Origin of the sequence: Amycolatopsis kentuckyensis (genome assembly GCF_041679295.1) — a bacterium.
In the GTDB taxonomy this organism is placed as follows: Bacteria; Actinomycetota; Actinomycetes; order Mycobacteriales; family Pseudonocardiaceae; genus Amycolatopsis; species Amycolatopsis kentuckyensis_A.
The window spans coordinates 136,461-162,417 of the sequence record NZ_JBGDMD010000003.1 but is presented as its reverse complement, the minus strand read 5'-3'; the positions used below and the strand labels follow the sequence as shown (position 1 = coordinate 162,417).

Genomic DNA, 25,957 nt, shown 5'->3' with positions numbered 1-25,957 from the left:
CCCCTGCTCCTCCCCTGTCAGGTGGGTTCCGGGGTGTCCACGCGCGGCGGCGGCGATCGGTTGAGTCAGCCCGGCAGCAACGCCGGGGCCGCGAGGCGGGTGGCGTTCGCCGCCGCGTCGTCCGGGGCCTCCTGGGCCGACCGCTCCGCCTCGACCCGCGCGAGGTAGTTGGCCACCTCGCGCTCGACGCGGTGGGCGTCCCAGCCCAGCTCCGGGGCGATCAGCCCGGCGACGACCGGGCCCGCCGCCACGCCGCGGTCGCGTTCCTCGATCGAGATCCGCGTCCGCCGGGTCAGCACGTCCTCCAGGTGCAGCGCGCCCTCGTGCGTGACCGCGTACACCGCTTCCACGCGGAGGTATTCCGACGTCTCCGTGATCGGTTCCCGCAGCGCCGGCTGGTCCTCCATCAGCGAGACGAGGTTCCAGATCCGCGTGCCGTACCGGCCCAGGAGGTGCTCGACCGTCGTCACCGGCAGGCCCGTCTTCGAGGCGACGGAGTACCGGTCCTCCCACAGCTCGTGGTAGCCCTCGGCACCGGCGATCGGCAGGCGGTCGGTCCAGGACGGCGGCGCCGGGCGGCCCAGCTCCTCGACCACGACGTCGACCGCGTCCGCGGCCATCACCCGGTACGTCGTGTACTTGCCGCCGGCCACGATCACCAGGCCCGGCACCGGGTGCGCCACCGCGTGCTCCCGCGACAGCTTCGTCGTCGCGGCCGCCTTCGCCGCCAGCAGCGGGCGAAGCCCGGCGTAGACGCCCTCGATGTCGTCGTGCGTCACCGGTGTCCGGAGCACCTTGTTGAGGTGCTCCAGCACGTAGTCGACGTCCGCGCGGCTCGCCGCCGGGTGCTCGCGGTCGAGGTCCCACTCGGTGTCGGTGGTGCCGACGATCCAGTGCCGGCCCCACGGGATCACGAACAGCACGCTCTTCTCGGTGCGCAGGATCAGCCCGGTGTCGAGGTCGATCTTCTCCCGCGGCACCACGAGGTGGATGCCCTTGGACGCGCGGACGGTGAACGGCGCGGGAATCCCGGCCGCCTCGGCCATGTCGTCGCTCCAGACGCCGGTCGCGGCGACGACCGTCTTGGCCCGCACCTCGATTTCGGCGCCGCTCTCGCGGTCGACGACCTTCGCCCCGACGACCCGGTCGCCGTCGCGCAGCAGCGACGTGACGCGAGCCCTCGTCAGCACCGAAGCGCCCTGCTCGGCGGCCGTCCGCGCGATCGTCATCGTGTGGCGGGCGTCGTCGACCTGGGCGTCGTAGTACTGGATCGCCCCGATCAGCGCGTCGTCCGCGAGCGCCGGGGCCGCCTTGAAGGCGCCCCGCTTGGACAGGTGCCGGTGCCTGGGCAGCGCCCGGGCGCCGCCGAGGGTGTCGTACAGCGTGACGCCGGCGCCGATGTACCCGCGCTCCCACACCCGGTGCTGCAGCGGGACCAGGAACTTCACCGGCCGCACCAGGTGCGGGGCGAGCTTCTGCAGCAGCAGCCCGCGTTCCTTGAGCGCCTCGCGCACCAGCTTGAAGTCCAGCTGCTCCAGGTAGCGCAGGCCGCCGTGGATCAGCTTGGACGACCGGCTGGACGTGCCGGCGGCGAAGTCGCGGGCCTCGACCAGCGCGGTCGAGAGCCCGCGCGACGCGGCGTCGAGCGCGACGCCCGCCCCGGTCACTCCCCCGCCGACGACCAGGACGTCGACCTCTTCGTTCGCCAGCTTCCGCAGAGCGTCGGCGCGGTACTGCGGGGAAAGTGCGGTCACGGTGTTCCTCCTCATGGTCACTGCACGTCGACCCAGTCGAGCGTGCGGCCGACGGCCTTCTGCCAGCCCGCGTAGCCCTCGGCGCGTTGTTCGCCGCTCCACGACGGCGCCCAGCGCTTGTCCTCGTTCCAGTTCTGCTCGAGCTCGTCGGTCGAGGACCAGAAGCCGACGGCCAGCCCGGCCGCGTAGGCGGCCCCGAGCGCGGTGGTCTCCGCGACGACCGGCTTCGACACCGGCACGCCGAGGATGTCCGCCTGCAGCTGCATGCACAGCTCGTTCGCGGTGACGCCGCCGTCCACGCGCAGCACGTCGAGGGTGACGCCGGAGTCGTTCTGCATCGCCTCCACGACGTCGCGGGTCTGGTAGCAGATCGCTTCCAGGGTGGCCCGGGCGAGATGAGCGTTGGTCGTGGCGCGGGTGAGCCCGACGATCGCGCCGCGGGCGTCCGAGCGCCAGTACGGCGCGAACAGGCCGGAGAACGCCGGCACGAAGTAGACGCCGCCGTTGTCCTCGACCTGGCGGGCCAGGCTCTCGCTCTGGGCCGCGCCGCTGATGATGCCGAGCTGGTCGCGCAGCCACTGCACGGCCGACCCGGTGACGGCGATCGAGCCTTCCAGGGCGTAGACCGGCTTGTCGTCGCCGAACTGGTAGCACAGCGTCGTGAGCAGGCCGTGCTTCGAGCGGACCAGCTCGTGACCGGTGTTGAGCAGCAGGAAGTTGCCGGTGCCGTAGGTGTTCTTGGCTTCGCCGGGCCGGAAGCAGACCTGCCCGACGGTGGCGGCCTGCTGGTCGCCGAGGACGCCGGTGAGCGCGACCTCGCCGCCGAGCGGGCCGTCGGCGCGGGTGGTGCCGAAGCGACCGGGGTGCGACGACGGCCGGATGGCCGGCAGCATCTGCTTCGGGACGTCGAAGAACGACAGCAGCTCGTCGTCCCAGTCGAGGGTTTCGAGGTCCATCAGCATGGTGCGGGAGGCGTTGGTCGGGTCGGTGACGTGCACACCGCCGTCCGGGCCGCCGGTGAGGTTCCAGATGAGCCACGAGTCCGTGGTGCCGAAGAGGGCGTCGCCCTTCTCGGCGTCCTCGCGCACGCCGTCCACGTTCTCGAGGATCCACTGCAGCTTGCCGCCGGAGAAGTACGTCGCGGGCGGGAGGCCGGCCTTGCGGCGGATGACGTCGCCCTTGCCCTCGCGCTCCAGCGCGGAGGCGATCCGGTCGGTGCGGGTGTCCTGCCAGACGATCGCGTTGTAGTACGGGCGGCCGGTGCGGCGGTTCCACACGACGGTGGTCTCGCGCTGGTTGGTGATGCCGAGCGCGGCGAGGTCGGCGTGCGTCAGGTTCGCCTTGTTGAGCGCGGTCGCGATGACCGAGCGGGTGCGTTCCCAGATCTCGGTGGCGTCGTGCTCGACCCAGCCCGGCTTGGGCAGGATCTGCTCGTGCTCGAGCTGGTGGCGGGCGATCTCGTTGCCGCCGTGGTCGAAGATCATGAAGCGGGTGCTCGTGGTGCCCTGGTCAACGGCGCCGACGTAGTCAGGCATGGGAGTGCTCCTCGGTTTCGGACGGCGGGGTCAGTTCGCGGGCTCGAAGTCCTTGGCGGGCATGGCGTCGAGGGGTTCCCCGGCGGGCAGGTACCGCTCGATGAAGAACTTGTAGATCGCGCCGCCGATCACCGCGCCGATGACCGGGGCCACGATCGGGATCCACCAGTAGGGGAAGCCGTACTGGTCGGACCACGCCGTGTCGTAGCCGGTGAGCCAGGACGCGAACCGGGGGCCGAAGTCGCGGGCGGGGTTGATCGCGTAGCCGGCGTCGGTGCCCCAGGCCATCCCGATGGCGACGACGAGGAAGCCGACGACGACCGGCGCCAGGTTCGCGCCCGGCGAGGTGTTGCGGAGGTCGGTGATGGCGAAGATCACCAGGACGAGGATCGCGGTGCCGATGATCTGGTCGCGGAAGGCGCCCCAGTCACCCACCGGGAGCGTGCCGTTACCCGGAAGGGTGGAGAAGACGCCCTGGGTCTTGATCGTCAGGCCGGGGTCCTTGGCGTTGAGCACCTCGGTGTAGTTCCAGCGCACGAGCAGCGCGGCGAGGAACGCGCCGGCCGTCTGGGCCAGGGCGTAGGGGGCGACCTTGCGCCATTCGAAGCCCTTGAAGACGGCGAGGGCGACGGTCACGGCCGGGTTCAGGTGCGCGCCACTGATCCGCGAAGCGACGTAAACACCGAGCGTGACACCGAGTCCCCAGGCCCAGGCGATGCTGTCGTGGTCCCCGATGCCCCCGGCGACGACCTGCGCCACCACGCCGCACCCGAAGAGGATGAGGATCATCGTCCCCACGAACTCGGCGGCCATCTCGCCGGCGAGCCCGTGGGCCTTGAGGTTTCGCACCATTGCTTCCTCCACAAAGGACCGTTCATTCCCCCTGGTGGATGAAAGTTAAGTTCGCGTTGCGGAGGGGTCAACGCACGCCGGTCGGCATTGTCGAACGGCCGATGTGGATGTTCGACATTGTCGAATCAGGGCCGGTCGGGTTAGGGTCGCGCCGTGCCCGGTCCGATCCAGTCCATCGAGCGCGCCGCCGCGATCCTGCGCTTGCTGGCGCGCGGCTCGGGCCGCTTGGGCGTCGGCGAGATCGCCGACGCCCTCGAACTGGCGAAGGGCACCGCGCACGGCATCCTCCGCACGCTGCAGGGCGTCGGGTTCGTCGAGCAGGACCGCGACACGGGCAAGTACCAGCTCGGCGCCGCGCTGCTGCACCTGGGCACGAGCTACCTGGACGTCAACGAGCTGCGGTCCCGGGCGATCAACTGGGCGGACGCGCTGGCCGCCCGCAGCGGCGAGGCCGTCCGGATCGGCGCGCCGCTCGAAGGCCGGGTGCTGGTGGTGCACCACGTGTTCCGGCCGGACGACAGCCTGCAGACCCTCGACGTCGGCACGCTGCTGCCGCTGCACGCGACCGCGCTCGGGAAAGTGCTGCTGGCCTACGACACGACTCTCGTGGCATCGTTGCGCACCGGCGAACCCGAGGCCTACACCCGCCGGACCCTGGTCACCCAGACCGCGATCAAGCGCGCCTGCGGCAAGGTGCGCGAGGCGGGCTGGGCGGCGGAGAACGGCGAGATGATCGCCGGCGAGGCGGGGATCGCGGCCCCGATCCGCGGCCACGGCGGCATCGTGGTCGGCGCGATCGGGGTGTCCGGCGCGGTGGAGCGGATCTGCGAGCCGGACGGCAGCCCGAGCCCGCGGCTGCTGGGCCACGTCCGCGACGCGGCGCGCGCGGTGTCACGCGACCTGGGTGCGTCCCGATGGTGAAGGGAGGACCATGGTCCAGCGGTACGTGATGTCCATCGACCAGGGCACCACCTCCACCCGGTGCATCCTGTTCGACGCGCGCGGCCGGCTCGTCTCGGTCGTCCAGCGCGAGCACCAGCAGCACTTCCCGCGGCCCGGGTGGGTCGAGCACGACGCCGTCGAGATCTGGCGGAACCTCTCCCGGATCGTGCCGCAGGCGCTGGCCGACGCCGGCGCGACCGCCGACCAGGTCGTCGGGCTCGGGATCGCCAACCAGCGCGAGACCACCGTCCTGTGGGACCGGCACACCGGCAACCCCGTCGGGCGGGCGATCGTCTGGCAGGACACCCGCACCGACGCCATGCTCGAACAGCTCGCCCGCGAACCGGGCGCCGACCGCGTCCGGCAGCTGTGCGGCCTGCCGCTGGCGACGTACTTCTCCGCGCCGCGGGTCCGCTGGCTGCTCGAACGCACGCCGGGCCTGCGCGAACGCGCCGAGCGGGGGGACGTCCTCTTCGGCACCATCGAGAGCTGGCTGATCTGGAACCTCACCGGCGGCGCCGAGGGCGGCGTGCACGTCACCGACGTCACCAACGCCTCGCGCACCATGCTGATGAACCTGCGGACGCTCAGCTGGGACGACGAGCTCCTGGAGTTCTTCGACGTCCCGCGCGCGATGCTGCCGGAGATCCGGTCGTCGACCGAGGTCTACGGGACGACGTCGCGCGTGGTGCCGGGGATCCGGATCGCGGCCGCGCTCGGCGACCAGCAGGCCGCGCTGTTCGGCCAGACGTGCTTCGCGCCCGGCGAGGCGAAGTGCACGTACGGCACCGGCAGCTTCCTGCTGCTCAACACCGGCCCGACGCCGGTGCTCTCCACCCACGGCATGCTCACCACGGTCGGGTTCAAGATCGGCGACGAGCCGGCCGTGTACGCCCTCGAAGGGTCGATCGCCGTCACGGGGTCGCTGGTGCAGTGGTTCCGCGACGGCCTGGAGCTGATCGGCAGCGCGCCCGAGATCGAAACCCTCGCGCGGACGGTCGACGACAACGGCGGCTGCTACATCGTGCCCGCGTTCTCCGGGCTGTTCGCGCCGCACTGGCACAGCGAGGCGCGCGGCGTGATCGCCGGGCTGACGTCGTACATCACGAAGGGCCACCTGGCGCGGGCGGTGCTGGAGGCGACCGGCTGGCAGACGCGCGAGGTGGTCGACGCGATGAACGCCGACTCGGGCCTGGCCCTCAAGACGTTGAAGGTCGACGGCGGCATGACCGCGGACAACCTGCTGATGCAGTTCATCGCCGACGTCCTCGACGTGCCGGTGGTCCGCCCGATGGTGGCGGAGACGGTGTCGCTCGGCGCGGCCTACGCGGCGGGGCTGTCCGTCGGGTACTGGCCGGACCTGGAGGGGTTGCGGCGCAACTGGCACCGGGCCGGGCAGTGGCTGCCGGCGATGGACCCGGCCCGCCGGGATTCCGAGTACGGGCACTGGCGCCAGGCGGTGGAGCTGACGTTCGGCTGGATGCGCCCGGGCCCGGCCGCCGCCGCGCCGGGGTCCGACCTGGTCGAGGTGCTGCTGGCCGACCACCGCCGGTTCGAGCAGCTTTTGCGCGACCTGCGCAACGCCGAGGCGGACCGCCCGGCGCTGGTGGCGGAGCTGGCGGCCCTGCTGGTCGCCCACGCGACGGCGACCGAACGGATCGTCCGCCCGGACGCGCCGGGTTCCCCTTTCGCCGACGAGCTCCTCGCCGTTCTCGAGACCGAAGATTTCGAGAAGGCGTTGCTGCGCTTGGAGAACGTGGTCGACGCGCACGTGCGGGGCGAGGAACGCGGGCTGCTGAACGACTTGCGCCGCACGATGTCCACTTCGGACCGCACCGGGCTGGGGCGGGCGTTCGTGGCGGAACGCCGCCGCCAGCTCGACCTCGGCTGCGGCAACGCCGGCCACATCCGCGACCTCGGCGACCGCCTCACGCTCTGACGCGGCCGGAGCTCGGCCTGCCATCCGGGTGAAGCGGGTCCGGACCCCTGCCCCGGCGCGGGAACCGGGAGAAGACTGCGGGAACCGGTTCGCCACTGGAGGGAGCGCCATGTCCGCAGCCGCCGACGAAGCCCTGCTGTCCCTGTCCACCCCGGCCGGGCTCGCCGATCCGTACCCGGTCTACGCGAAGCTCCGCGAGGAGGCGCCGATCTTCCGCAGCGAAGTCTTCGGCGGCTGGGTGCTCAGCCGGTTCGCCGACTGCCAGGCGGTACTCGCCGACGGCGAGACCTTCCGGGTGCTGGACGCGCCGTGGCGCGACCGGCACACGCCGGGCTGGCGCGACAACGCCGCGATGGCGTTGTTCGCCGATCTCCTGCCGTGGAAGAACCCGCCGGACCACACCCGTGAGCGCCGGTTGCTCGTGCGGGACTTCACCGTCCGGCGCGTGCAGGGGCTGGAGCCCGCGGTCCGCCGGGCCGTCGACCGGGTGCTGGACCGCTTCGCCGACGCCACGGCGGACGGGACCGCGGCGGAGTTCGTCGGCACGGTCCTCTACCCGCTCGGCATGGCCGTGATCGGCGACCTGGTCGGTGTGCCCGAAACCGACCACGACCGGCTTCGCCGCGTCACCGACCTGATCGGCAAACAGGTCGACCCCGCGATGTCGCCCGGCCTGCGCGCCGAGGTCGACGCGGCCGCCGTCGAATACCGGGCCTACTTCACGGAGCTGATCGCGCTGCGGCGCGCGGAACCCGGTGACGACCTGACCTCCGCGCTCCTGGCCCGGCCCGCCGCCGGCGCGGAGCTGATGTCCGAGGACGAGGTGCTCAACGCGCTGCTCGTGTTGTTCGGTGGTGGCTACGAGACGACCGCGGGCGCGCTGGGCAACGGTGTCCACGCGCTGCTGACCCACCCGGACCAGTTCGCCCTGCTCGCCGGCGATCCGGGGCTGGCGGCGGGGGCGGCCGAGGAGATCCTGCGGTGGGACGGGGCCGCCCAGATGAGCCAGCGTGCGGCCGCCCGGCCGGCGGTGCTCGACGGCCGGGAGATCCCGGCGGACGAGGTCGTGGTGATCCTCGCCGGTGCGGCGAACCGCGACCCCGCGCGCTTCGCGGACCCGGACCGCTTCGACATCACCCGCGACGCCGGCCGAGGGCTGTTCTTCGGGCACGGCCTGCACTTGTGCCTCGGCGCGGCCTTGGCGCGGCTCGAGATGACGGTGCTGCTCGAACAGCTGGGAAAGCGGTTCCCGGAGCTGCGGATCGGCGGCGAAGCGCAGCGCCGCCCCAACCCGGCACTGCGCGGAATGGCGGCGCTGCCGTTGACCCGGTGAGCCGCGAGCCGGCGCCAGGTGCCGCAGCGCTGCCGCTCAGCCGGCGCGCAGGCAGCGGCTGCTCTCCCGCACCACCAGTTCGACCTCCACCGGCCGTCGGGGCGCCGGCACGCCGTCGATCCGGGCCAGCAGGTCCGCGACCGTCTGCCGGCCCGCCGCCACGAAGTCCTGGCGGACCGTCGTCAACGGTGGTTCGAAGTAGGCCGCCTCCGGGACGTCGTCGAAGCCGACCACGTGGGCGTCGCGCGGGACTCGCATGCCCGCCTCCGTGAACGCCGACAGCAGGCCCAGCGCCATGTGGTCGTTGGCCGAAAACACCGCGCCCACCCCCGGCTCGACCGCCAGGGACTGGCCGGCGCGGTAGCCGGACCGGGCGGACCAGTCGCCGCGGACCACCGGGGGCACCTCCGCGCCGTGGTGCTCCAGGGTTTCGCGCCAGCCGCGCTCGCGGGCGCGGGCGATCGGGCCGTCTTCGGGGCCGCCGAGGTGCCAGACCGTCGGGTGGCCGAGGTCGAGGAGGTGCTCGGTGGCCCGGCGGGCGCCTTCGGACTGGTCGGCCGACGCGGCCGGGACCAGCGGGACGCCGTCGACCGGGGGCAGTTCGGCGGCCAGGTGGGTGTCGAGCACCACGATTCCCGACACCCCCTGCAGCAGCAGGCCCGCCACGGCGGCGGGCAGCGCGGCCCGGCCGCGGCCCGGCACGCCGAAGACGACGAGGACGTACCCGTGCTCGCGCGCGGCGGCGCGCAGACCGTTCAGGACCGGCCCGGACGCCGCGGTGCCGGTGGCGATCACGCCGAGCGTGCCCCGGCCGCGCGTGCCGAAGGGACCTCTGGGACCCGCGTCGTCCTCGGTCATGGCACCGATGTTAACGATCACAGCACTAGACGTGAACTTCCTTCACTTTCCATAAATAACGAAACGGTAACGCGCTGAACCGGGCCTCCGCCACGGCCGTTTCAGCCAGTGCCGGAACCAGTGACACCGGGCGCGGTTCCCCGATTCCCGCGCCCGCGGTGGCACTCCCCCGGGTTCCGCGCGTCTCCCCTCGGGCACGCAGCTTTCCCGTCGTGCCCGGAAAACCGAAGAAGGTGACCATGCCCCGGAAAACTTCCCCCGCCACGGGCAGACATCGCATCACCCGCCGCACCAAGATCGCGACCGGCGGTCTCGCCCTCGCGCTCGCGGTCGGCGGCATCGTCGTCGCGACCACGGCCGGGCGCACCGGCCAGGCCAGCGCCGATCCCGCCGACGCGTCGTTCTTCCTCGACATCGCGAAGGTGCCGTCCGGTGTTAACGTGAACAAAGCGTTGCAGCAGAAAGGTGCGCGCGGAACGTTCACAGTGGACTGCGGCCGCAACGAGAACCAGCACTTCAACCCCGACAACTTCATCGCCCAGCCGGGTGTCAAGAACGGCGCCCAGCACCTGCACGACTACGTCGGCAACCTCTCGACGAACGCCGACTCGAACAACAAGAGCCTGGCCAAGGCCGGCACCACGTGCAAGAACGGCGACAAGTCCGCCTACTTCTGGCCCGTCGTGCGCATCGACACCGGCGAAGAGGACGAGAACCCACCCGCCACGCAGCCCGACCGCGCCGGCAGCGCGGCCGACAAGGCGAGCAGCCAGGTCGACTGCCCCGACGTCGCGAGCAAGCTCCCCGACGTCCCGGACCAGGCCATGGACGAGGTGAACCGCAACCTCGACCTGCTCGACAAGCAGATCGACGAGGCGAACAAGCGGATCGCGAACGGCGACCTGAAGACGCCGCAGGACATCCAGAACGCCGTCGTCGGCCCGCTGAAGGACAAGCGGGCGGCCACGATCGACCGGATCGCCATCGCGATCGGCCGCCGGGCCGCGAAGCCGACGAACCTGGGCGGGCTCGCCGCCTGCGTGCTCAAGCAGAACGGCCAGGGCGGGCTCGACAACGGCGGCCAGAACAGCACCGGCCAGGCGGGCGAACTGCCGGGCGTCAACGACCAGAACGAAGTGGCCGGCAACGACGGCGAGATCCAGCGCGTCCGCTCGGCGACGATCACGTTCACCAGCGGCGGCGCGAACAAGGTCGTCGCGATGCCGCAGTTCCTCCGCATCCTCTACGGCGACGCCAAGCAGAGCACGAACGGCCCGGCCAACGCCCGGCCCAGCTGGACCTGCACCGGCTTCGAGGACCGGCTCACCGACCACTACCCGATCTGCCCGCAGAACAGCCGGGTCGAGCGGATCCACGCGTTCCCGAACTGCTGGGACGGCAAGAACATCGACAGCGCCAACCACCGCACGCACATCGTGTTCGCCGACCAGCAGGGCAAGTGCCCGCAGGGGTTCAAGAACGTGCCGCAGCTGGTGATCAAGCTGGTCTACGACATCCCGCACGACATCCAGGTCAAGGGCCAGTACAAAGTGGACGCTTTCCCGCAGGAGAGCCACAACCCGCGCTCGGACCACGACGACTTCGCCAACGTCATGGGCCAGCGGCTGATGAACCAGGTGGTCAACTGCATCAACACCGGACGGACCTGCCGGCAGTAAGAGGTCGTGAGTGAGAAACAGTGTTAGAACACTGTTTCTCACTCACGACCGGTGCGGGAGGGTCAGGAAGCCGCGCGGCGTTTCGTCCAGATGTCGTACGCCACGGCCGCCAGCAGCACGACGCCCTTCACCAGCATCACCCGCTCGCTCGGCGCGCCGATCAGGGACATCCCGTTGTTGATCACCGCCATGATCAGGCCGCCGGTGATCGCGCCGACCACCTTGCCGACGCCGCCCTGGACGGCCGCGCCGCCGATGAACGCCGCCGCGATGGCGTCGAGCTCGAAGTTGACGCCCGCCGTCGGGCCGGCCTGGTTGAGCCGGCCGGCGAAGATGATCCCGGCCAGCGCCGCCAGCACGCCCATGTTGACGAAGATCCAGAACGTCACCTGCTTGACCTTGACGCCCGAGAGCGTCGCGGCCTGCAGGTTGCCGCCCACGGCGTAGATGTGCCGCCCGAACACCGACTTCCCGGCCACCAGCGAGTAGCCGAGCACCAGCGCCGCCAGCAGGATCAGCACCCACGGCAGGTTCTTGAACCGGGCCAGCTGCACCACGAGCGCCAGCACCAGCACCGCGATGCCGACCAGCTTCAGCACGAAGACTCCGAACGGGTCGACGTCCTGGCCGTAGCCGAGCCGGCCCATGCGCTTGCGCCACTGGGTGAACGCGATCCCGGCCACCGCGGCGACGCCGGCGAGCAGCGACACCAGGTCGGCGCCGCCGAGCGGGCCGAGGCCGATGTTGCCGAGGTAGCCGTCGGTGAAGCCGTTGGACAGCGTGCGGATGGCGTCCGGGAACGGGCCGATGCCCTGGTTGCCCAGGACGGTCAGGGTCAGCGCGCGGAACGCCAGCATGCCGGCCAGCGTCACGATGAACGCCGGGATGCCGAAGTAGGCGACCCAATAGCCCTGCCAAGCGCCGATCGCCGCGCCGACGACGAGGGTGATCAGCACCGCCAGGAACCACGGCACGTGCGAGTTCACCATCAGCACCGCCGACACCGCGCCGGTCATCGCGACCACCGACCCGGCGGACAGGTCGATGTGCCCGGAGATGATCACCAGGATCATCCCGATCGCGAGGATCAGCACGTAGCTGTTCTGCACGATGATGTTGGAGATGTTCTGCGGTTCCAGCAGCGCGCCGCCGGTGAGCACCTCGAACAGCACCACGATCAGCGCGAACGCGACGTAGATGCCGCTCTGGCGCGGGTTGATCGAGATCCTCCGCTTGGAGCGCTCAACCGGGGGCACGGCGGGCCGCGCTTCGGTCGTGGTCATTCCCGTTCCTTCGTCATGTACTGCATCAGCAGTTCCTGAGTGGCTTCTTCGCGCGTGGCCTCGCCGGTGATCCGTCCCGCCGAGAGCGCGTAGATCCGGTCGCAGAGCCCGAGCAGCTCCGGCAGCTCGGAGGAGATGACCAGGACGGCCTTCCCCTGGGCGGCCAGGGAGTTGATGATCGTGTAGATCTCGAATTTCGCCCCGACGTCGATGCCGCGGGTCGGCTCGTCGAGGATCAGCACGTCCGGGTCGGTGAAGATCCACTTGGCCAGCACGACCTTCTGCTGGTTGCCGCCGGAGAGCTTCCCGGTCACGCTCTGCACGCTCGGTGCCTTGATCCGCAGGTCGCGGCGGTAGGAGTTCGCCGTGTCGTGCTCGGCGTGTTCGTTGACCCAGCCGCGCTTGGCCAGCTTGCCCAGCCCGGCCGCGGACACGTTGCGCTGGATGTCCTCGATCAGGTTGAGCCCGTAGCGTTTCCGGTCCTCGGTGGCGTAGGCGATGCCGTGGCGGACGGCGTCCTGCACCGACCTGACGTCGATCTCCTCGCCGTGCTTGAGGATCCGGCCGGAGATGTCCTTGCCCCACGACCGGCCGAACACGCTCATCGCGAGCTCGGTGCGGCCCGCGCCCATCAGCCCGGCCAGGCCGACGATCTCCCCGCGCCGCAGGGAGAGCGACGCGCGGTCGACGACGACCCGGCCGGCCTGGGTCGGGCTGTGCACCGTCCAGTCCTCGATCCGCAGGACCTCTTCGCCGATCTCCGGCTCCCGGGGCGGGAACCGGTGTTCGAGGTCGCGGCCGACCATGCCGGTGATGATGCGCTCTTCCGTCAGCCCCGCCGCGTCGAGCGTTTCGATCGTCCTGCCGTCACGCAGGATCGTGACGGTGTCGGCGATCGCCGTCACCTCGCCGAGCTTGTGCGAAATGATCACGCACGTGACGCCTTCGTCCCGCAGCCCGCGCAGCAGGTCGAGCAGGTGGGCGGAGTCGTCGTCGTTGAGCGCCGCGGTGGGCTCGTCGAGGATCAGCAGCTTGACCTCTTTGGACAGTGCCTTCGCGATCTCGACCAGCTGCTGCTTGCCGACCCCGAGTTCCTGCACCGCCCGGGTGGGGTTTTCGGCGAGGCCGACGCGCTTGAGCAGCGCGCCGGCCTCGTGGTTGGTGCGGTTCCAGTCGACCCAGCCCCGCTTCTGCTGTTCGTTGCCGAGGAAGATGTTCTCCGCGATCGACAACTGGCCGCACAGCGCGAGTTCCTGGTGGATGATCACGATCCCGCGCCGTTCGCTGTCGCGCACCGACCCGAACTCGCACCGCTGCCCGTCGAAGGTGATCTCGCCGTCGTACGTCCCGTGGGGGTAGACGCCCGAGAGCACCTTCATCAGGGTGGACTTCCCGGCGCCGTTCTCCCCGCAGATCGCGTGGATCTCCCCTTGGCGCACGGAAAGCGTGACGTCGGACAGCGCCTTGACCCCGGGGAAGGTCTTGGTGATCCCGCGCATGCCGAGTAGTTCGGTCATTTCAGCTGACCTGCCGTGTAGTAGCCCGAGTCGACGAGTTCCTTCTGGTAGTTGGCCTTGTCCACGGTCACCGGCTGCAGCAGGAAGGACGGGACGACCTTCTTGCCGTTGTCGTAGTCGGTGGTGTTGTTGACCTCGGGCTTCTGTCCCTTGAGGACGGAGTCGGCCATCTTGACGGTGGTGTCGGCGAGCTTGCGGGTGTCCTTGAAGATCGTCGAGTACTGCTCACCGGCGATGATCGACTTGACCGAGGCGACCTCGGCGTCCTGCCCGGTCACGATCGGGTACGGCTGGCCGGCGGTGCCGTAGCCGTTGCTCTTCAGCGCCGACAGGATGCCGATGGACAGGCCGTCGTACGGCGAGAGCACCCCCGCGACCTTCGCGCCGCCGGTGTAGGTCTTGGTGAGCAGGTCCTCCATGCGCCGCTGCGCGGTGGCCGGGTCCCAGCGGAGGATGGCCGCGCGGGCGAAGTCGGTCTGACCGCTCTTGACGACCAGCTTGCCGCTGTCCAGCAGGGGCTTGAGGACCGACATCGCGCCGTTGAAGAAGAAGGTGGCGTTGTTGTCGTCCGGGGAACCGGCGAACAGCTCGACGTTGAACGGCCCCGGCCCGTTGCCCAGGCCCTTGACCAGGGAGTTCGCCTGCTCGACGCCGACCTTGAAGTTGTCGAAGGTGGCGTAGTAGTCGACGTTCGGCGAGTTGCGGATCAGCCGGTCGTAGGCGATGACCGGGATCTTCTTGTCGGCGGCTTCCTGCAGCTGGGTGGTGATGGCGGTGCCGTCGATCGAGGCGATGACCAGGAGCTTGGCGCCCTTGGTGATCTGGTTCTCGATCTGGTTCACCTGGGTGGGGATGTCGTTCTCGGCGTACTGCAGGTCGACCTTGTAGCCGAGCTTCTCCAAGGCGGCCTTGATGTTGTCGCCGTCGTGGATCCAGCGTTCCGACGACTTCGTCGGCATCGTGACACCGACCAGGCTGCCCTCGGCGCTCGCGCCGGGCGCGGCCGTCTGGTCCGCGGTCTTCTGGCTCGAGCCGCACGCCGACAGCGTGAGCGCGAGCCCCGCGGCCGCGAGCGCCGCGATTCCTCTGGTGAACTTCATTGTTCTTTCTTCCTTTCTCAGAAGCCCTGTGCGAGCCGGTGGTACGCCTGGTTCCAGCGGATGCGGTCGGCGAAGTCGTGCGGGGTGGTGTCGGCGTCGATCACGAGCAGCTCGACGCCGAGCAGGTTCGCGAAGTCGCGGAGGGTTTCGGTGCCCACGGCCTGGGTCAGCACGGTGTGGTGCGGGCCGCCCGCGGTGATCCACGACTCGGCCGACGTCGACAGCGACGGCGCCGGCTCCCACACCGCGCGCGCCACCGGCAGGTTCGGCAGCGGCTCGTCCGGCTCGACGACCTCGATCTCGTTGGCCACCAGGCGGAAGCGGTCGCCGAGGTCGACCAGGCCGAGGGTGACGCCGGGGCCGGGGGCGGCGTCGAACACCAGCCGGACCGGGTCCTCGCGGCCGCCGATGCCCAGCGCGTGGATCTCGCAGGACGGCTTCGCGGCCGCGATGCTCGGGCAGACCTCGAGCATGTGCGCGCCGAGGATCTTCGGCGTGCCCGGCCCGAAGTGGTAGGTGTAGTCCTCCATGAACGACGTGCCCCGCTCGAGGCCGACGCCCATGGCCTTGACCGCGGCGAGCAGCGCCGAGGTCTTCCAGTCGCCTTCGCCGCCGAAGCCGTAGCCGTCGGCCATCAGCCGCTGCACGGCCAGGCCGGGCAGCTGGCGCAGGCCGCCGAGGTCCTCGAAGTTCGTGGTGAACGCGCCGAACCCGCCGTCGGTGAGGAACTTCCGCAGGCCGGCCTCGATCTTCGCCGCGTACCTCAGGGATTCGTGCCGCGCTCCCCCGGCGGCCAGGTCCGCGACAACGTTGTAATCCTCGGCGTACTGCGCCACCAACGAGTCCACATCGGAAACTTCGTCGACCAGTTCGACGAGGTCGTTCACGCCGTAGGTGTTGACCGAGACGCCGAACCGCAGCTCGGCCTCGACCTTGTCGCCTTCGGTGACGGCGACGTCGCGCATGTTGTCGCCGAACCGGGCGAGCCGGAGGTTCCGCAGGTGGTCGGCGCCGATCGCGGCCCGGGCCCACGCGTCGATCCGCGCGACGACGGCCGGGTCCGACACGTGCCCGGCGACGGTCTTGCGCGGCACGCCGAGGCGGGTCTGGATGAACCCGAACTCGCGGTCGCCGTGCGCGGCCTGGTTGAGGTTCATGAAGTCCATGTCGATGGTCGACCACGGCAGGGCTTCGTTGAGCTGGGTGTGCAGGTGCAGCAGCGGCTTGCGCAGCGCGTCCAGCCCGGTGATCCACATCTTCGCGGGCGAGAAGGTGTGCATCCACGCGATCACGCCGACGCACGCGGGATCGGCGTTGGCCTCCTGCAGGACGCGGCGGATCGACGCGGCCTCGGTCAGCACCGGCTTGCCGACGATCTCGGCCGGGAGCCCGCCGGAGGCGGCCAGGAGCTGCTGGATCCGCAGGGACTGGCCGGCGACCTGCTCGAGGGTCTCCTCGCCGTAGAGGGCCTGGCTCCCGGTGAGGAACCAGAGCTGGGGTTTCGACGCGCGGGTCATCGTTCTCCTTGGAATCAGTGCTGGCCGTAGACGTTCTGGTACCGGGCGTAGAGCCGGTCGACGTCCTCGGGCGGCAGCGGTTCGGGCGTACCGAGCTCGAAGGCCTTGTGCACGGTGCGGGCCACGTCCTCGACCATCACCGCGGCCTTGACGGCGTCGCGGGCGGTGCGGCCGACGGTGAACGGGCCGTGGTTGCGCATCAGCACGGCCGGCGACCGGCTCGAGCGCAGCGTTTCGACGATGCCCTTGCCGATCGAGTCGTCGCCGATCAGGGCGAACGGCCCGACCGGGATCTCCCCGCCGAACTCGTCGGCGATCATCGTGAGCACGCACGGGATCGGCTCGCCGCGCGCGGCCCACGCCGTGGCGTACGTCGAGTGCGTGTGGACGACGCCGCCGACCTCGGGCAGGTGCCGGTAGACGTAGGCGTGCGCGGCGGTGTCGGAAGACGGCGCCAGCTCGCCGTGCACGAGTTCGCCGTGCAGGTCGGTGACGACCATGGTGTCGGCGGACAGGTCGTCGTAGGAGACGCCCGAGGGCTTGATGACCATCAGCTCGCGGCCGGGCACCCGCGCCGAGACGTTGCCCGCGGTCCAGATGACCAGGGCGTTGCGGGTCAGCTCGCCGTGCAGGTTCGCCACGGTCTCGCGCAGTTCCGCGACGGTGTCGAGGACTTCGTCGGTCAGGGACATCAGGACCGTCCTTTCGCGACGGCGCGGCGGCGGGCGGCGAGGCGGTGCATGACATCGTTGCCGCCACGGCCGAAGTAGTCGTGCAGGGTGGTGTATTCGGCGTACAGCTCGTCGTAGGCCGCCACGTGCGCGGGCACCGGCCGGTGGACCGCGCGGTCGACCGAGCCCATGGCCGCGGCGGCCGCGCGGATGTCCGGGTAGGCGCCGGCGGCGACGGCCGCGTGGATGGCCGAGCCGAGCGCGGGTCCCTGTTCGGAGCCGATGACCGACAGCGGCAGATTGGTGACGTCGGCGTAGATCTGCATGAGCAGTGCGTTCTTCACCAGGCCGCCGGCGATGATCAGCTCGGTGACGGGGACTCCGGCCTCGTTGAAGGTCTCGATGATCTTGCGGGTGCCGAACGCCGTGGCTTCCAGCAGCGCGCGGTAGACGTCCTCGGCGCGGGTGGCCAGCGTCTGGCCGACGATGACGCCGGACAGCTCGTGGTCGACGAGCACCGACCGGTTGCCGCTGTGCCAGTCCAAAGCGACCAGGCCGTGTTCGCCGATCTCCTGCCGCGCGGCCAGCCGGGTGAGCTGCTCGTGCCCGCCGGGGGCGAAGTGCTCGGTGAACCAGCCGAAGATGTCGCCGACGCCGCTCTGGCCGGCCTCGTAGCCCCAGAGCCCGGCGACGATGCCGCCGTCGACGACCCCGCACATGCCGGGGACTTCCCGCAGCTCGGCGCCGTTCATCACGTGGCACGTCGAGGTGCCCATGATGGCGACCATCTGGCCGGGCTCGACGGCGTTCGCGGCGGGCGCGGTGACGTGGGCGTCAACGTTGCCAACGGCCACGGCGATGCCCTCGGGCAGTCCGGTCCACTCGGCCGCTTCGGCGCTCAGTGAGCCGGCGCGCGAACCCAATTGACCCAGGGGGTGTTCGAGCTTGTCGGCCACGAAGGTCTCGAAGCCGGGCGCCAGTTCGCGGAGGAAGTCGCGGCTCGGGTACTGGCCGTCCTGCAGGATGCCCTTGTACCCGGCGGTGCACGCGTTGCGGACGTACGTCCCGGTCAGCTGCCAGACGATCCAGTCGGCCGCCTCCACCCAGTGCCGCATCGCGGCGTAGACCTCGGGCGCCTCTTCGAACACCTGGAGTCCCTTGGCGAACTCCCACTCCGAGGAGATCAGCCCGCCGTAGCGCGGCAGCCACTTCTCGCCGCGGGTGCGGGCCAGCTCGTTGATCCGGTCCGCCTGCGGCTGGGCCGAGTGGTGCTTCCACAGCTTGACGTAGGCGTGCGGGTTGCCTTCGAACTCGGGCAGCTCGCACAGCGGCGTGCCGTCCGCGGCCGTCGGCACCATGGTGCACGCGGTGAAGTCGGTGGCGACGCCGATGACGTCGGCCGGGTCCGCCCCCGCCGCGGCGAGTGCGGCGGGAACGGCGTGGCGGAGCACCCCGACGTAGTCCGACGGCACCTGCAGCGCCCAGTCCGGCGGCAGCGCGCGGCCGGTGGCGGGCAGCGTCTCGTCGAGCACCCCGTGCGGGTATTCGAAGACCGCGCTGCCCAGCTCGGCGCCGTCGGCCACGCGCACGACCACGGCGCGGCCCGACAGCGTGCCGAAGTCGACGCCGACGGTTAGTGGTTGTCCCACGGTGTCCTCTCTCCTGGTGTTGTTCAGCGGCCGGTCAGCACGAGCGTGGTCACCGAGTTGGCGGGCAGCGTCAGCTTCGACGTCGCCGCCAGCCCGGTGATCTCCCTGGTCTGCGGCACGATGGCGGTCGGGGCGGCGAGGCTGTTGCGCCCCGCCGGGTCGCCGGTGAGCGTGGTGAGCGTCCCGGTGCCGTCGACCGCGGTGACGCCGGTGAGCGCCAGCCGCGCGGTCTGCACCTGGCCGGTCGGGTTGACGAGCTTGACCGTGAAGGTCTTCCTCCCGCTCTTGGTGGTCACGTTGACCACCTGCCGCAGGGGGCTGCCCTGGTTGAGGCGGCTGGTCACGATCTGCTTGCCGAGGGTGCTGGCGAACATCTGCTGCACCCAGTACGACGGCGAGGCGTAGCTCGTCCCGGCGTCGAAGCCGATCAGGTTGACCGGCCAGTTCGACTGGTTCTCCTGCACCAGCACCGGCGCGTACATCGAGCCGATGACGATGTCGCTGTTGCGTTCGAGCCCGGTGAGGAACGCGGCTTCGCCGATCGCGGCGGCCAGGGTGCCGGTGGGCCGGCCGTCCTGGGCGCCGTACTCGCCGACGAGGATCTCCGGGCCACTGCGGTCCGCGGTGTCGTAGCGGGTCGAGTTGTCGGTGAACCACTGCGGCGACTGGTAGTAGTGGTCGTCCGCGGCGTCCGGGCGCACCCCGGTCGGCGTGCTCGACGCGGCCCCGCCCTGCAGGCCGCCGGTCGTGGCGATGACCGTCAGCTGCGGGTACTTCGCCTTGATGGCGTCGGACATGTCGGTGAAGCGCCAGGCGTAGCTGCCCGAGCCGTCGAACCAGTCCTCGTTGCCGACTTCGACGTAGTGCAGGTCGAACGGGGCCGGGTGCCCGTCGGCGACCCGCTTCGCGCCCCACGTCGTGGAGGCGTCGCCGATGGCGTACTCGATCTCGTCGAGGGCTTCCTGGACGTACTGCGGGTAGTCGACCTGGTCGACGTGCTGGCCGTTGAGCGTGTAGCCGGCGAATAGGGCCAGAAGGGGCTGGGCGCCGATGTCCTCGGCCAGCTTGAGGTAGTCGAGGATGCCGAAACCGTCGGTGGACCAGTAGCCCCACGCGGTGTTCTGGTGGCCCGGCCGGTCTTCCTGCTTGCCGATGGTGTTCTTCCAGGCGAACCGCGTGTCGAGGGTGTTGCCCTCGAGGTAGTTACCGCCGGGGACGCGGAACAGGCCGAGTTTCATGGCCGCGAGCTTCTGCCCGAGGTCGAGGCGGACGCCGTGGTTCTTGAAGGTGGGCGGGAACAGCGACACCTGCTGGAACCAGGCGTCCCCGGCGAGGGCCTGCTTGCTCTTGTTCACCAGGGACACGACGATCCGGTTGTCGGTGGACGTCGTGATCGTCGACGGCGTGGTGAAGCTGAACGTCTGCTGCGCCCACTCCGTGCCGACGGGCTGGACGTCCTTGCTCGCCAGGACCGTGCCGTCCGGCTTCTCCAGGCTGACGCGGACCGCGCCGGTCCAGGTGCCCTTCGCGAAGAAGCTGCCGGTGTACTTGGTGGCCGGTTTCGCCGCGACGCCGTAGTAGCCGACGTTGGCCGCGGCCACGCGTCCGCCGGCCGGGACCGCGTCGGCGTGCAGCTTCAGCGACCGGTCGAGGGCCGTGTTCAGCGGGGTCGCGGTGTCGATCGCGTAGGTGCCGGTGGCGCCGGTCGAGGCGAGCAGCGACCAGTACGGGACCGGGGTGTCGCCCGCGCCGCTGCCGCCCTGGTAGGCCTCCTTGAAGGTGCGGTTGCGGACGAGTTCGGCGTAGAGGCCGCCTTCGACGGAGTGGCTGATGTCTTCGAGGATCGAGCCGTAGGTGGTCGGGCGGGTGTTGGCGCGGACGACGTTGGCGTCCACGGCCAGCTGGTTGGCCCCGGCGAGGGTGCCGATCTGGGCCGCGGTGAGCGGGAAGCGGCGCAGTTCCAGTTCGTCGATCGTGCCGGTGAACCCGGCGCCGACCGTCAGGGGTGCCGCGGCGGCGCCGGACGCTGGGCACGCCGAGACGTCCAGCGTCGTGCCGGTCGGTGTGCCGCAGGTGCTGGTGACCGTGGCCGCGTCGCCGTCGGCGTAGACGGTGAGCCGCTGGGAAGCGCGGTCGAGGACGACGGCGGCGTGGTGCCAGTTCCCGTCGGCCAGACCGCTACCGGTGGTGGTCACCTGGATCGTGCCGACGCGGGCGGTGAGCTTGCCTCCCGCCACGCCGAGGGCGTACCCGTCGCCGTGGTCCACGAGGGTGCCGTCCGCGGTGGTGCGGAACCACGCGGCCAACGACAGCGAGCCGGTGCCGGTATCGAACGCGGGCGAGGTGCCCAGGTCCACAGTGGACTTGCCGTCGAGCTGGACGGCCTTGCCCGCCGCGCCCGCGGTCCAGGTCGCGCCCTTCAAAATCCCATCGGCCGCGTTGGCGGAGGAGTCTCGGGCGACCGTGCCGGTGCCTTCGTCGAAGTGCCACGAGCCGCTCGCGGCCAGCGCGGCGACGGCGGACGCGGCCAGCGGCGTCGGGTACGCGCGGACGTCGTCGATGCCGCCGGCGAACCAGTCGGCCGGGTTGCCCGCCCACTTGCCGCGGCCGATCTCCAGGTGCCCGGCGGCGGTCCACGGCGTCGTGAACGGGACGCTCTGCTGCAGGGTCCCGTTCACGTACAGGGAAAGCGTGCCGGCACTACGACTGTAAACGCCCGCGACGTGCTGCCACTGGCCGGCCTGCGCGGGCAGCGTGGACACCGCCGCGGACGACGCCGTGTCGCCGTCGCCCGCGCGGCGGGTGAAGGCGAACCGGCCGTCGGCCGCGCGCTGGAGGTAGAAGCCGCTGATCGTCGAGCCGTCGACGCTCACGGCGGTGCGGAAGCCGGTGGCCGCGGTCGGCTTGAGCCACGCGGACACCGTGAAGCTCTGCCCGGTGTCGACGACCGGGGCCGGGGCGTCGATGGCGGCGTCGGTGCCGTTGAAGACGGCGCCGTGCGGGCCGACGACCCCGTCGCCCCAGGTGGTGCCGCCGGTGAGGGTGGCGGTGCGCGCGTCGAGTGAGTCGTCGGCCGCGGTGGTACCGGTGCCTTCGTCGAGGGTCCAGTACCCGGCGATGGAAAGGCGGGCGGCGTCGGCCGCGGTCAGGGCACCGCTGTAGGCGCGGACGTCGTCGATCGAGCCGTCGACGTAGTCCACCGGGTTGCCGCCGTACTTGCCGCGGCCGATCACCAGGTGGCCGGTGCCGGCCCAGCCGGCGGGCGCGGCGACGGTGGCCTGCCGGGTGCCGTCGACGTACAGCGACAGCGTTGACGCCGCCGCGTCGAACACGCCGGTGAGCTGGTACCACTGGCCGACGACCGGGTCGAAGTTCGCACCCGCGACGACGCCGTCGGCCGGGGCGTCCCCGGCGAGGCGGGTGAAGGCGAACCGGCGCGAGTCGTCGCGGAACTGCAGGAAGAAGTTGCTGACCTGGTTCCCGTCGACGCTCACGAACGTCTGGTAGCCGGACGTCCTGTCGAGCTTGACCCAGCTGCTCACGGAGAAGCTCTTGGTGGTGTCGAGCACGGGCGCGCCGGCGTCGGCGAAGCCGCCGGCACCGTCGGTGGTCAGGGCGCCGCCGCGGATGCCCGGGCCCCAGCCCGCGCCCGCGTTCAGCGTCGCGGGGTGGTCCCCCGCGCTGTCGGCGGCGGTGGTCCCGCTGCCCTCGTCGAACGTCCACTGCCCGGCGAGCGCCGAGGCGGGTTCCGCCGCGCCGGCCGTCGCGGGCAGGGCGGAGAACAAGGTCAGGGCCGCGAACCCGGCCAGGATGCGCCGGATCATCGACGGTTCCCTCGGGTGACGAGGCGCTGCAGGACGATGAAGACGAACAGGAGGGCCCCGGTGATGATCGAGGTCCACCAGGAGTTGAGGGTGCCGTCGAAGGTGATCAGCGTCTGGATGATGCCCAGCACCATGATCCCGAGCACGGTGCCCAGCACGTAACCGGAGCCGCCGGTGAGGATGGTGCCGCCGATGACGACCGCGGCGATCGCGGTCAGCTCCAGGCCGACGCCGTTGAGCGGGTCGCCGGAAGACTTGTACAGCACCAGGAGCAGCCCGCCCAGCGCCGAGCAGAAGCCGCTGATCGTGTACACCGCGATCTTCGTGCGGCCGGTCTTGAGGCCCATCAGCATCGCGGACTGCGCGTTGCCGCCGATCGAGTAGACCGTGCGCCCGAACCGCGTGAAGGCCAGGACGTACACCGCGACCGCGACGACGACCAGCGCGACGACCACGCTGATCGAGATGTGCAGCTCGCCGCCCAGCGGGATCTGCGTCTGGGCGAGCGTGGCGATCGTCGGGTTGTCGATCGAGTACGCCTCGGTGCTGATCGTGTAGCAGAGCCCGCGGGCGAAGAACATCCCGATCAGCGTCGCGATGAACGGCTGGATCTCGAAGAAGTGGATGAGCGCGCCCATCCCGGCGCCGAGCAGCGCCCCGACCACCAGCACCACCGCGATCGCCGCGTACGCCGGCCAGCCGTGCTTCTGCATCAGGTCGCCGGAGACCACAGTGGACAGTGCGACGACCGAGCCGACCGACAGGTCGATGCCGCCGGTGAGGATGACGAACGTCATCCCGATCGCGACCACGAGCAGGAAGGCGTTGTTGATGAACAGGTCGAGCACGACCTGCCCCGACCCGAAGGCCTCGTACTGGGCGGCGCCGAAGATGTACGCGGCGATGAGCAGCGCCATCGTCGCCAGGATCGGGACGTGCCGCTGCTGCGGCCGGTAGCCCTTGACGCGGGTCAGCGTGGTCATGCCGTGACCTCGACCTTCTCCGGAGCGGACGCGGGGGCCGGCGCGGCCGGGCGGGCCTTGCGGCGGCGGAGCTTGCGGCGGAAGGCGGGCGACTGCAGCAGGCAGACCGCGAGCACGACCAGGGCCTTGAACAGCATGATCGCCTCGGGCGGGATGCCGAGGGCGTAGACGGTGGTGGTCAGCGTCTGGATGAGCAGCGCGCCGATCACCGCGCCGCCGAGGGAGAACCGGCCGCCGGTCAGCTGGGTGCCGCCGACGACGACGGCGAGGATCGCGTCGAGCTCGATGAACAACCCGGCGTGGTTGGCGTCGGCGCTGTGCACGTTCGCGCTGATCATCAGCCCGGCGATGCCCGCGCACAGCGCGCAGAAGACGTAGACGAGCCAGGTCAGCCGGGCCGACCGGAGGCCCGCCAGCCGGCTGGCCTCCGGGTTGCCGCCGACGGCCTCGACGAGCATGCCGAGCGCGGAGCGGCGGACCAGCAGCGAGGCGAGCACGAAGACGAGCAGGGCGATGAGGATCGCGCTCGGCAGGGTCAGCACGAACCCGCTGCCGATCCATTCGTACGGACCGGAGTTGATCGTGATGATCTGCCCGCCGCTGATCAGCTGCGCGATCCCGCGGCCGGCGACCATGAGGATCAGCGTCGCGATGATCGGCTGGATGCCCAGTGCGGCGACGAGCCAGCCGTTCCAGACGCCGAGCACCAGGGACAAGCCCAGCGCCAGCCCGACGGCGACGAGCGTGGCGCCCACGCCGTCCGGGTGGTCGGCGATCCACAGGCACGCGAGCGACCCGCTGATCGCGACCACCGCGCCCACTGACAGGTCGATGCCGCGCGTGGCGATCACCAGCGTCATGCCGATCGCGATGAGGATCAGCGGGGCGCCGTTCTTGAGGATGTCGACGAGGTTCCCGTACAGGTGGCCGTCGCGCAGCTCGATCTTGAAGAACGCCGGGCTCGCGATCAGGTCGCCTGCCAGCAGCGCGAGCAGCGCCACCACGGGCCAGAACAACCGGTGCTTGGTCATGAGACGGCTCCCTCGGCCATCGTGGCCATGATCTCGTCCGCGGTGAGGCCCTGATTGTCGCGCTGCGCCACGACTTTCCGGTCGCGCAGCACGACGACGCGGTGGCTCAGCCGCAGCACCTCGTCGAGCTCGGCGGAGATGAACAGCACGGCCATCCCCTCGGCGGACAGCTGCGTGACGAGCCGCTGGATCTCCGTCTTGGCACCGATGTCGATGCCGCGGGTCGGCTCGTCGAGGATCAGCAGGCGGGGTTCGGTGATGAGCCAGCGGGCCAGCAGGACCTTCTGCTGGTTGCCGCCGGAGAGGTTGCCCACCTGGGCTTCCGGGTCGGCGGGGCGGATGTCGAGCGCCTTGATGTACTTCTCCGCGAGCTCGTCCTGGCGGCGGCGCGACAACGGCCGCGCCCAGCCGCGGGAAGCCTGCAGCGCCAGGACGATGTTCTCCCGGACGGTCAGTTCCTCCACCAGGCCCTCGGTCTTGCGGTTCTCCGAACAGAAGGCGATCCGGTGGTCGAGCCCGGCGCGCGGGGTCCGCAGGTTCGTGGTCTGGCCGTCGACCTGCACGGATCCGCTGTCGGCGTGGTCGGCACCGAAGAGCAGCCGGGCCAGTTCGGTGCGCCCGGAGCCGAGCAGGCCGGCGAGGCCGACGACCTCGCCGGCGTGGACGTCGAGGCTGAAGGGTTCGACACCGCCCTTGCGGCCGAGGTCTTCCGCGGACAGGAGCACCGGCGCGTCCGCGACCTCGGCCCGGGTCGGGCCGGAGTCCTCCAGATCCTCGAGGACCTGCAGCTCCTTGCCGATCATCTTGGTGACCAGCTCGACGGGGGTGATGTCCGCGGTGCGGTATTCGCCGATCAGCTTTCCGTTGCGCAGCACGGTCATCCGGTCGGCGACGGCGAAGACCTGGTCGATGAAGTGGGAGACGAACAGGATCGCCAGCCCCTGCTCGCGCAGCGACCGGACGACCTTCAGCAGCTGCTCGACCTCCCCGGTGTCCAAACTGGACGTCGGCTCGTCGAGGACGAGGACCCGCGCGTCGACGTCGAGCGCGCGGGCGATCGCGACCAGCTGCTGCACCGCGATGGAGCAGGTGCTCAGCTCGGCCGAGACGTCCACGTGGACGTCCAGCCGGGCGAGGAGCTCCTCGGCCCGCCGCCGCATCGGGCCCCACTGGATGCGGCCGAAGCGGCGGGGTTCCCGGCCGAGGCAGACGTTCTCCGCCACGGACAGGTTCGGGCAGAGGTTGACCTCCTGGTAGACCGTGCTGATGCCGGCCTGCTGGGCCTCGCCGGGGCCGCCGAAGGCGACGGCGGTCCCGGCGAGGGTGATCGTGCCCGCGTCCACGCCGTACACCCCGGTGAGCACCTTGATCAGGGTGGACTTGCCGGCGCCGTTCTCCCCCATCAGCGCGTGGACTTCGCCGGGGAACAGGCGGAAGTCGACGCCGTCGAGGGCGAGGACGCCGGGGAACTCCTTGCGGATCCCGGTCAT

18 protein-coding genes are annotated in these 25,957 nt (G+C 70.8%); 4 read left to right on the top strand and 14 right to left on the bottom strand.

All coding sequences use genetic code 11. The features are described from left to right. Positions 1–65: 65 nt before the first annotated feature. The 3 genes from glpD to ACERZO_RS12445 are packed head-to-tail and all read right to left on the bottom strand — an operon-like array spanning position 66 to position 4,141. Complete coding sequence (gene glpD, locus ACERZO_RS12455) at positions 66–1,769, bottom strand: glycerol-3-phosphate dehydrogenase (RefSeq protein WP_372664756.1); 1,704 nt, start codon at positions 1,767–1,769, stop codon at positions 66–68. Positions 1,770–1,771: 2 nt separating this feature from the next. After that, complete coding sequence (gene glpK, locus ACERZO_RS12450) at positions 1,772–3,289, bottom strand: glycerol kinase GlpK (protein WP_372664755.1); 1,518 nt, start codon at positions 3,287–3,289, stop codon at positions 1,772–1,774. A 30-nt stretch (positions 3,290–3,319) separates the two neighbouring features. Then, a complete protein-coding gene (locus ACERZO_RS12445; protein ID WP_372664754.1) occupies positions 3,320–4,141 on the bottom strand; it encodes an MIP/aquaporin family protein in 822 nt (273 codons plus the stop codon). 153 nt (positions 4,142–4,294) lie between these two features. On the opposite strand from ACERZO_RS12445, the gene ACERZO_RS12440 reads away from it, so the two are divergent. The 3 genes from ACERZO_RS12440 to ACERZO_RS12430 all read left to right on the top strand — a co-directional run bounded on the left by ACERZO_RS12440 (position 4,295) and on the right by ACERZO_RS12430 (position 8,355). Beyond that, positions 4,295–5,062 carry an IclR family transcriptional regulator gene (locus ACERZO_RS12440; RefSeq protein WP_372664753.1) on the top strand — a complete coding sequence of 256 codons (768 nt, stop codon included), beginning with the start codon at positions 4,295–4,297 and terminating at the stop codon, positions 5,060–5,062. Positions 5,063–5,072: 10 nt separating this feature from the next. Next, complete coding sequence (gene glpK / locus ACERZO_RS12435; RefSeq protein ID WP_372664752.1) at positions 5,073–7,022, top strand: glycerol kinase GlpK; 1,950 nt, start codon at positions 5,073–5,075, stop codon at positions 7,020–7,022. Between the two features lie 109 nt (positions 7,023–7,131). Continuing rightward, positions 7,132–8,355 carry a cytochrome P450 gene (locus ACERZO_RS12430; protein ID WP_372664751.1) on the top strand — a complete coding sequence of 408 codons (1,224 nt, stop codon included), beginning with the start codon at positions 7,132–7,134 and terminating at the stop codon, positions 8,353–8,355. 36 nt (positions 8,356–8,391) lie between these two features. Here ACERZO_RS12430 and ACERZO_RS12425 read toward each other — a convergent pair whose 3' ends face one another. Continuing rightward, positions 8,392–9,213, bottom strand: coding sequence for a substrate-binding domain-containing protein (locus ACERZO_RS12425; protein WP_372664750.1), 822 nt, complete (start codon positions 9,211–9,213; stop codon positions 8,392–8,394). Positions 9,214–9,452: 239 nt separating this feature from the next. Here ACERZO_RS12425 and ACERZO_RS12420 point away from each other — a divergent pair, with 239 nt between their 5' ends. Then, positions 9,453–10,892: a DUF1996 domain-containing protein gene (locus ACERZO_RS12420; protein WP_372664749.1), complete on the top strand. Its 1,440-nt coding sequence runs from the start codon at positions 9,453–9,455 to the stop codon at positions 10,890–10,892. Between the two features lie 62 nt (positions 10,893–10,954). Here the strand turns inward: ACERZO_RS12420 and mmsB are convergent, their stop codons facing one another. From mmsB to ACERZO_RS12370, 10 genes are read right to left on the bottom strand one after another with little or no spacing between them, the layout of a single operon-like run. Beyond that, positions 10,955–12,175, bottom strand: coding sequence for a multiple monosaccharide ABC transporter permease (mmsB, locus tag ACERZO_RS12415; protein ID WP_372664748.1), 1,221 nt, complete (start codon positions 12,173–12,175; stop codon positions 10,955–10,957). Then, positions 12,172–13,692, bottom strand: a complete 1,521-nt coding sequence (gene mmsA, locus ACERZO_RS12410; protein ID WP_372664747.1) for a multiple monosaccharide ABC transporter ATP-binding protein — start codon at positions 13,690–13,692, stop codon at positions 12,172–12,174. Before mmsA ends, mmsB begins: the two co-directional genes overlap by 4 nt. Beyond that, on the bottom strand, positions 13,689–14,792 hold the full coding sequence (gene chvE, locus ACERZO_RS12405) for a multiple monosaccharide ABC transporter substrate-binding protein (protein WP_372664746.1): 1,104 nt from the start codon (positions 14,790–14,792) through the stop codon (positions 13,689–13,691). The genes mmsA and chvE overlap by 4 nt, the downstream gene beginning before the upstream one ends. A gap of 17 nt (positions 14,793–14,809) precedes the next feature. Continuing rightward, on the bottom strand, positions 14,810–16,309 hold the full coding sequence (gene araA, locus ACERZO_RS12400; protein WP_372664745.1) for an L-arabinose isomerase: 1,500 nt from the start codon (positions 16,307–16,309) through the stop codon (positions 14,810–14,812). Positions 16,310–16,323: 14 nt separating this feature from the next. After that, on the bottom strand, positions 16,324–17,001 hold the full coding sequence (locus ACERZO_RS12395) for an L-ribulose-5-phosphate 4-epimerase (protein ID WP_372664744.1): 678 nt from the start codon (positions 16,999–17,001) through the stop codon (positions 16,324–16,326). Beyond that, entirely contained in the window at positions 17,001–18,629 is a 1,629-nt protein-coding gene (araB, locus tag ACERZO_RS12390; protein WP_372664743.1) for a ribulokinase, read from the bottom strand. Before araB ends, ACERZO_RS12395 begins: the two co-directional genes overlap by 1 nt. A gap of 23 nt (positions 18,630–18,652) precedes the next feature. Further along, a complete protein-coding gene (locus ACERZO_RS12385) occupies positions 18,653–22,453 on the bottom strand; it encodes a LamG-like jellyroll fold domain-containing protein (RefSeq protein ID WP_372664742.1) in 3,801 nt (1,266 codons plus the stop codon). Continuing rightward, positions 22,450–23,436, bottom strand: coding sequence for a galactofuranose ABC transporter, permease protein YjfF (gene yjfF / locus ACERZO_RS12380; protein ID WP_372664741.1), 987 nt, complete (start codon positions 23,434–23,436; stop codon positions 22,450–22,452). Before yjfF ends, ACERZO_RS12385 begins: the two co-directional genes overlap by 4 nt. Beyond that, entirely contained in the window at positions 23,433–24,467 is a 1,035-nt protein-coding gene (locus ACERZO_RS12375; RefSeq protein WP_372664740.1) for an ABC transporter permease, read from the bottom strand. The genes yjfF and ACERZO_RS12375 overlap by 4 nt, the downstream gene beginning before the upstream one ends. Continuing rightward, a complete protein-coding gene (locus ACERZO_RS12370) occupies positions 24,464–25,957 on the bottom strand; it encodes a sugar ABC transporter ATP-binding protein (RefSeq protein ID WP_372665564.1) in 1,494 nt (497 codons plus the stop codon). The genes ACERZO_RS12375 and ACERZO_RS12370 overlap by 4 nt, the downstream gene beginning before the upstream one ends.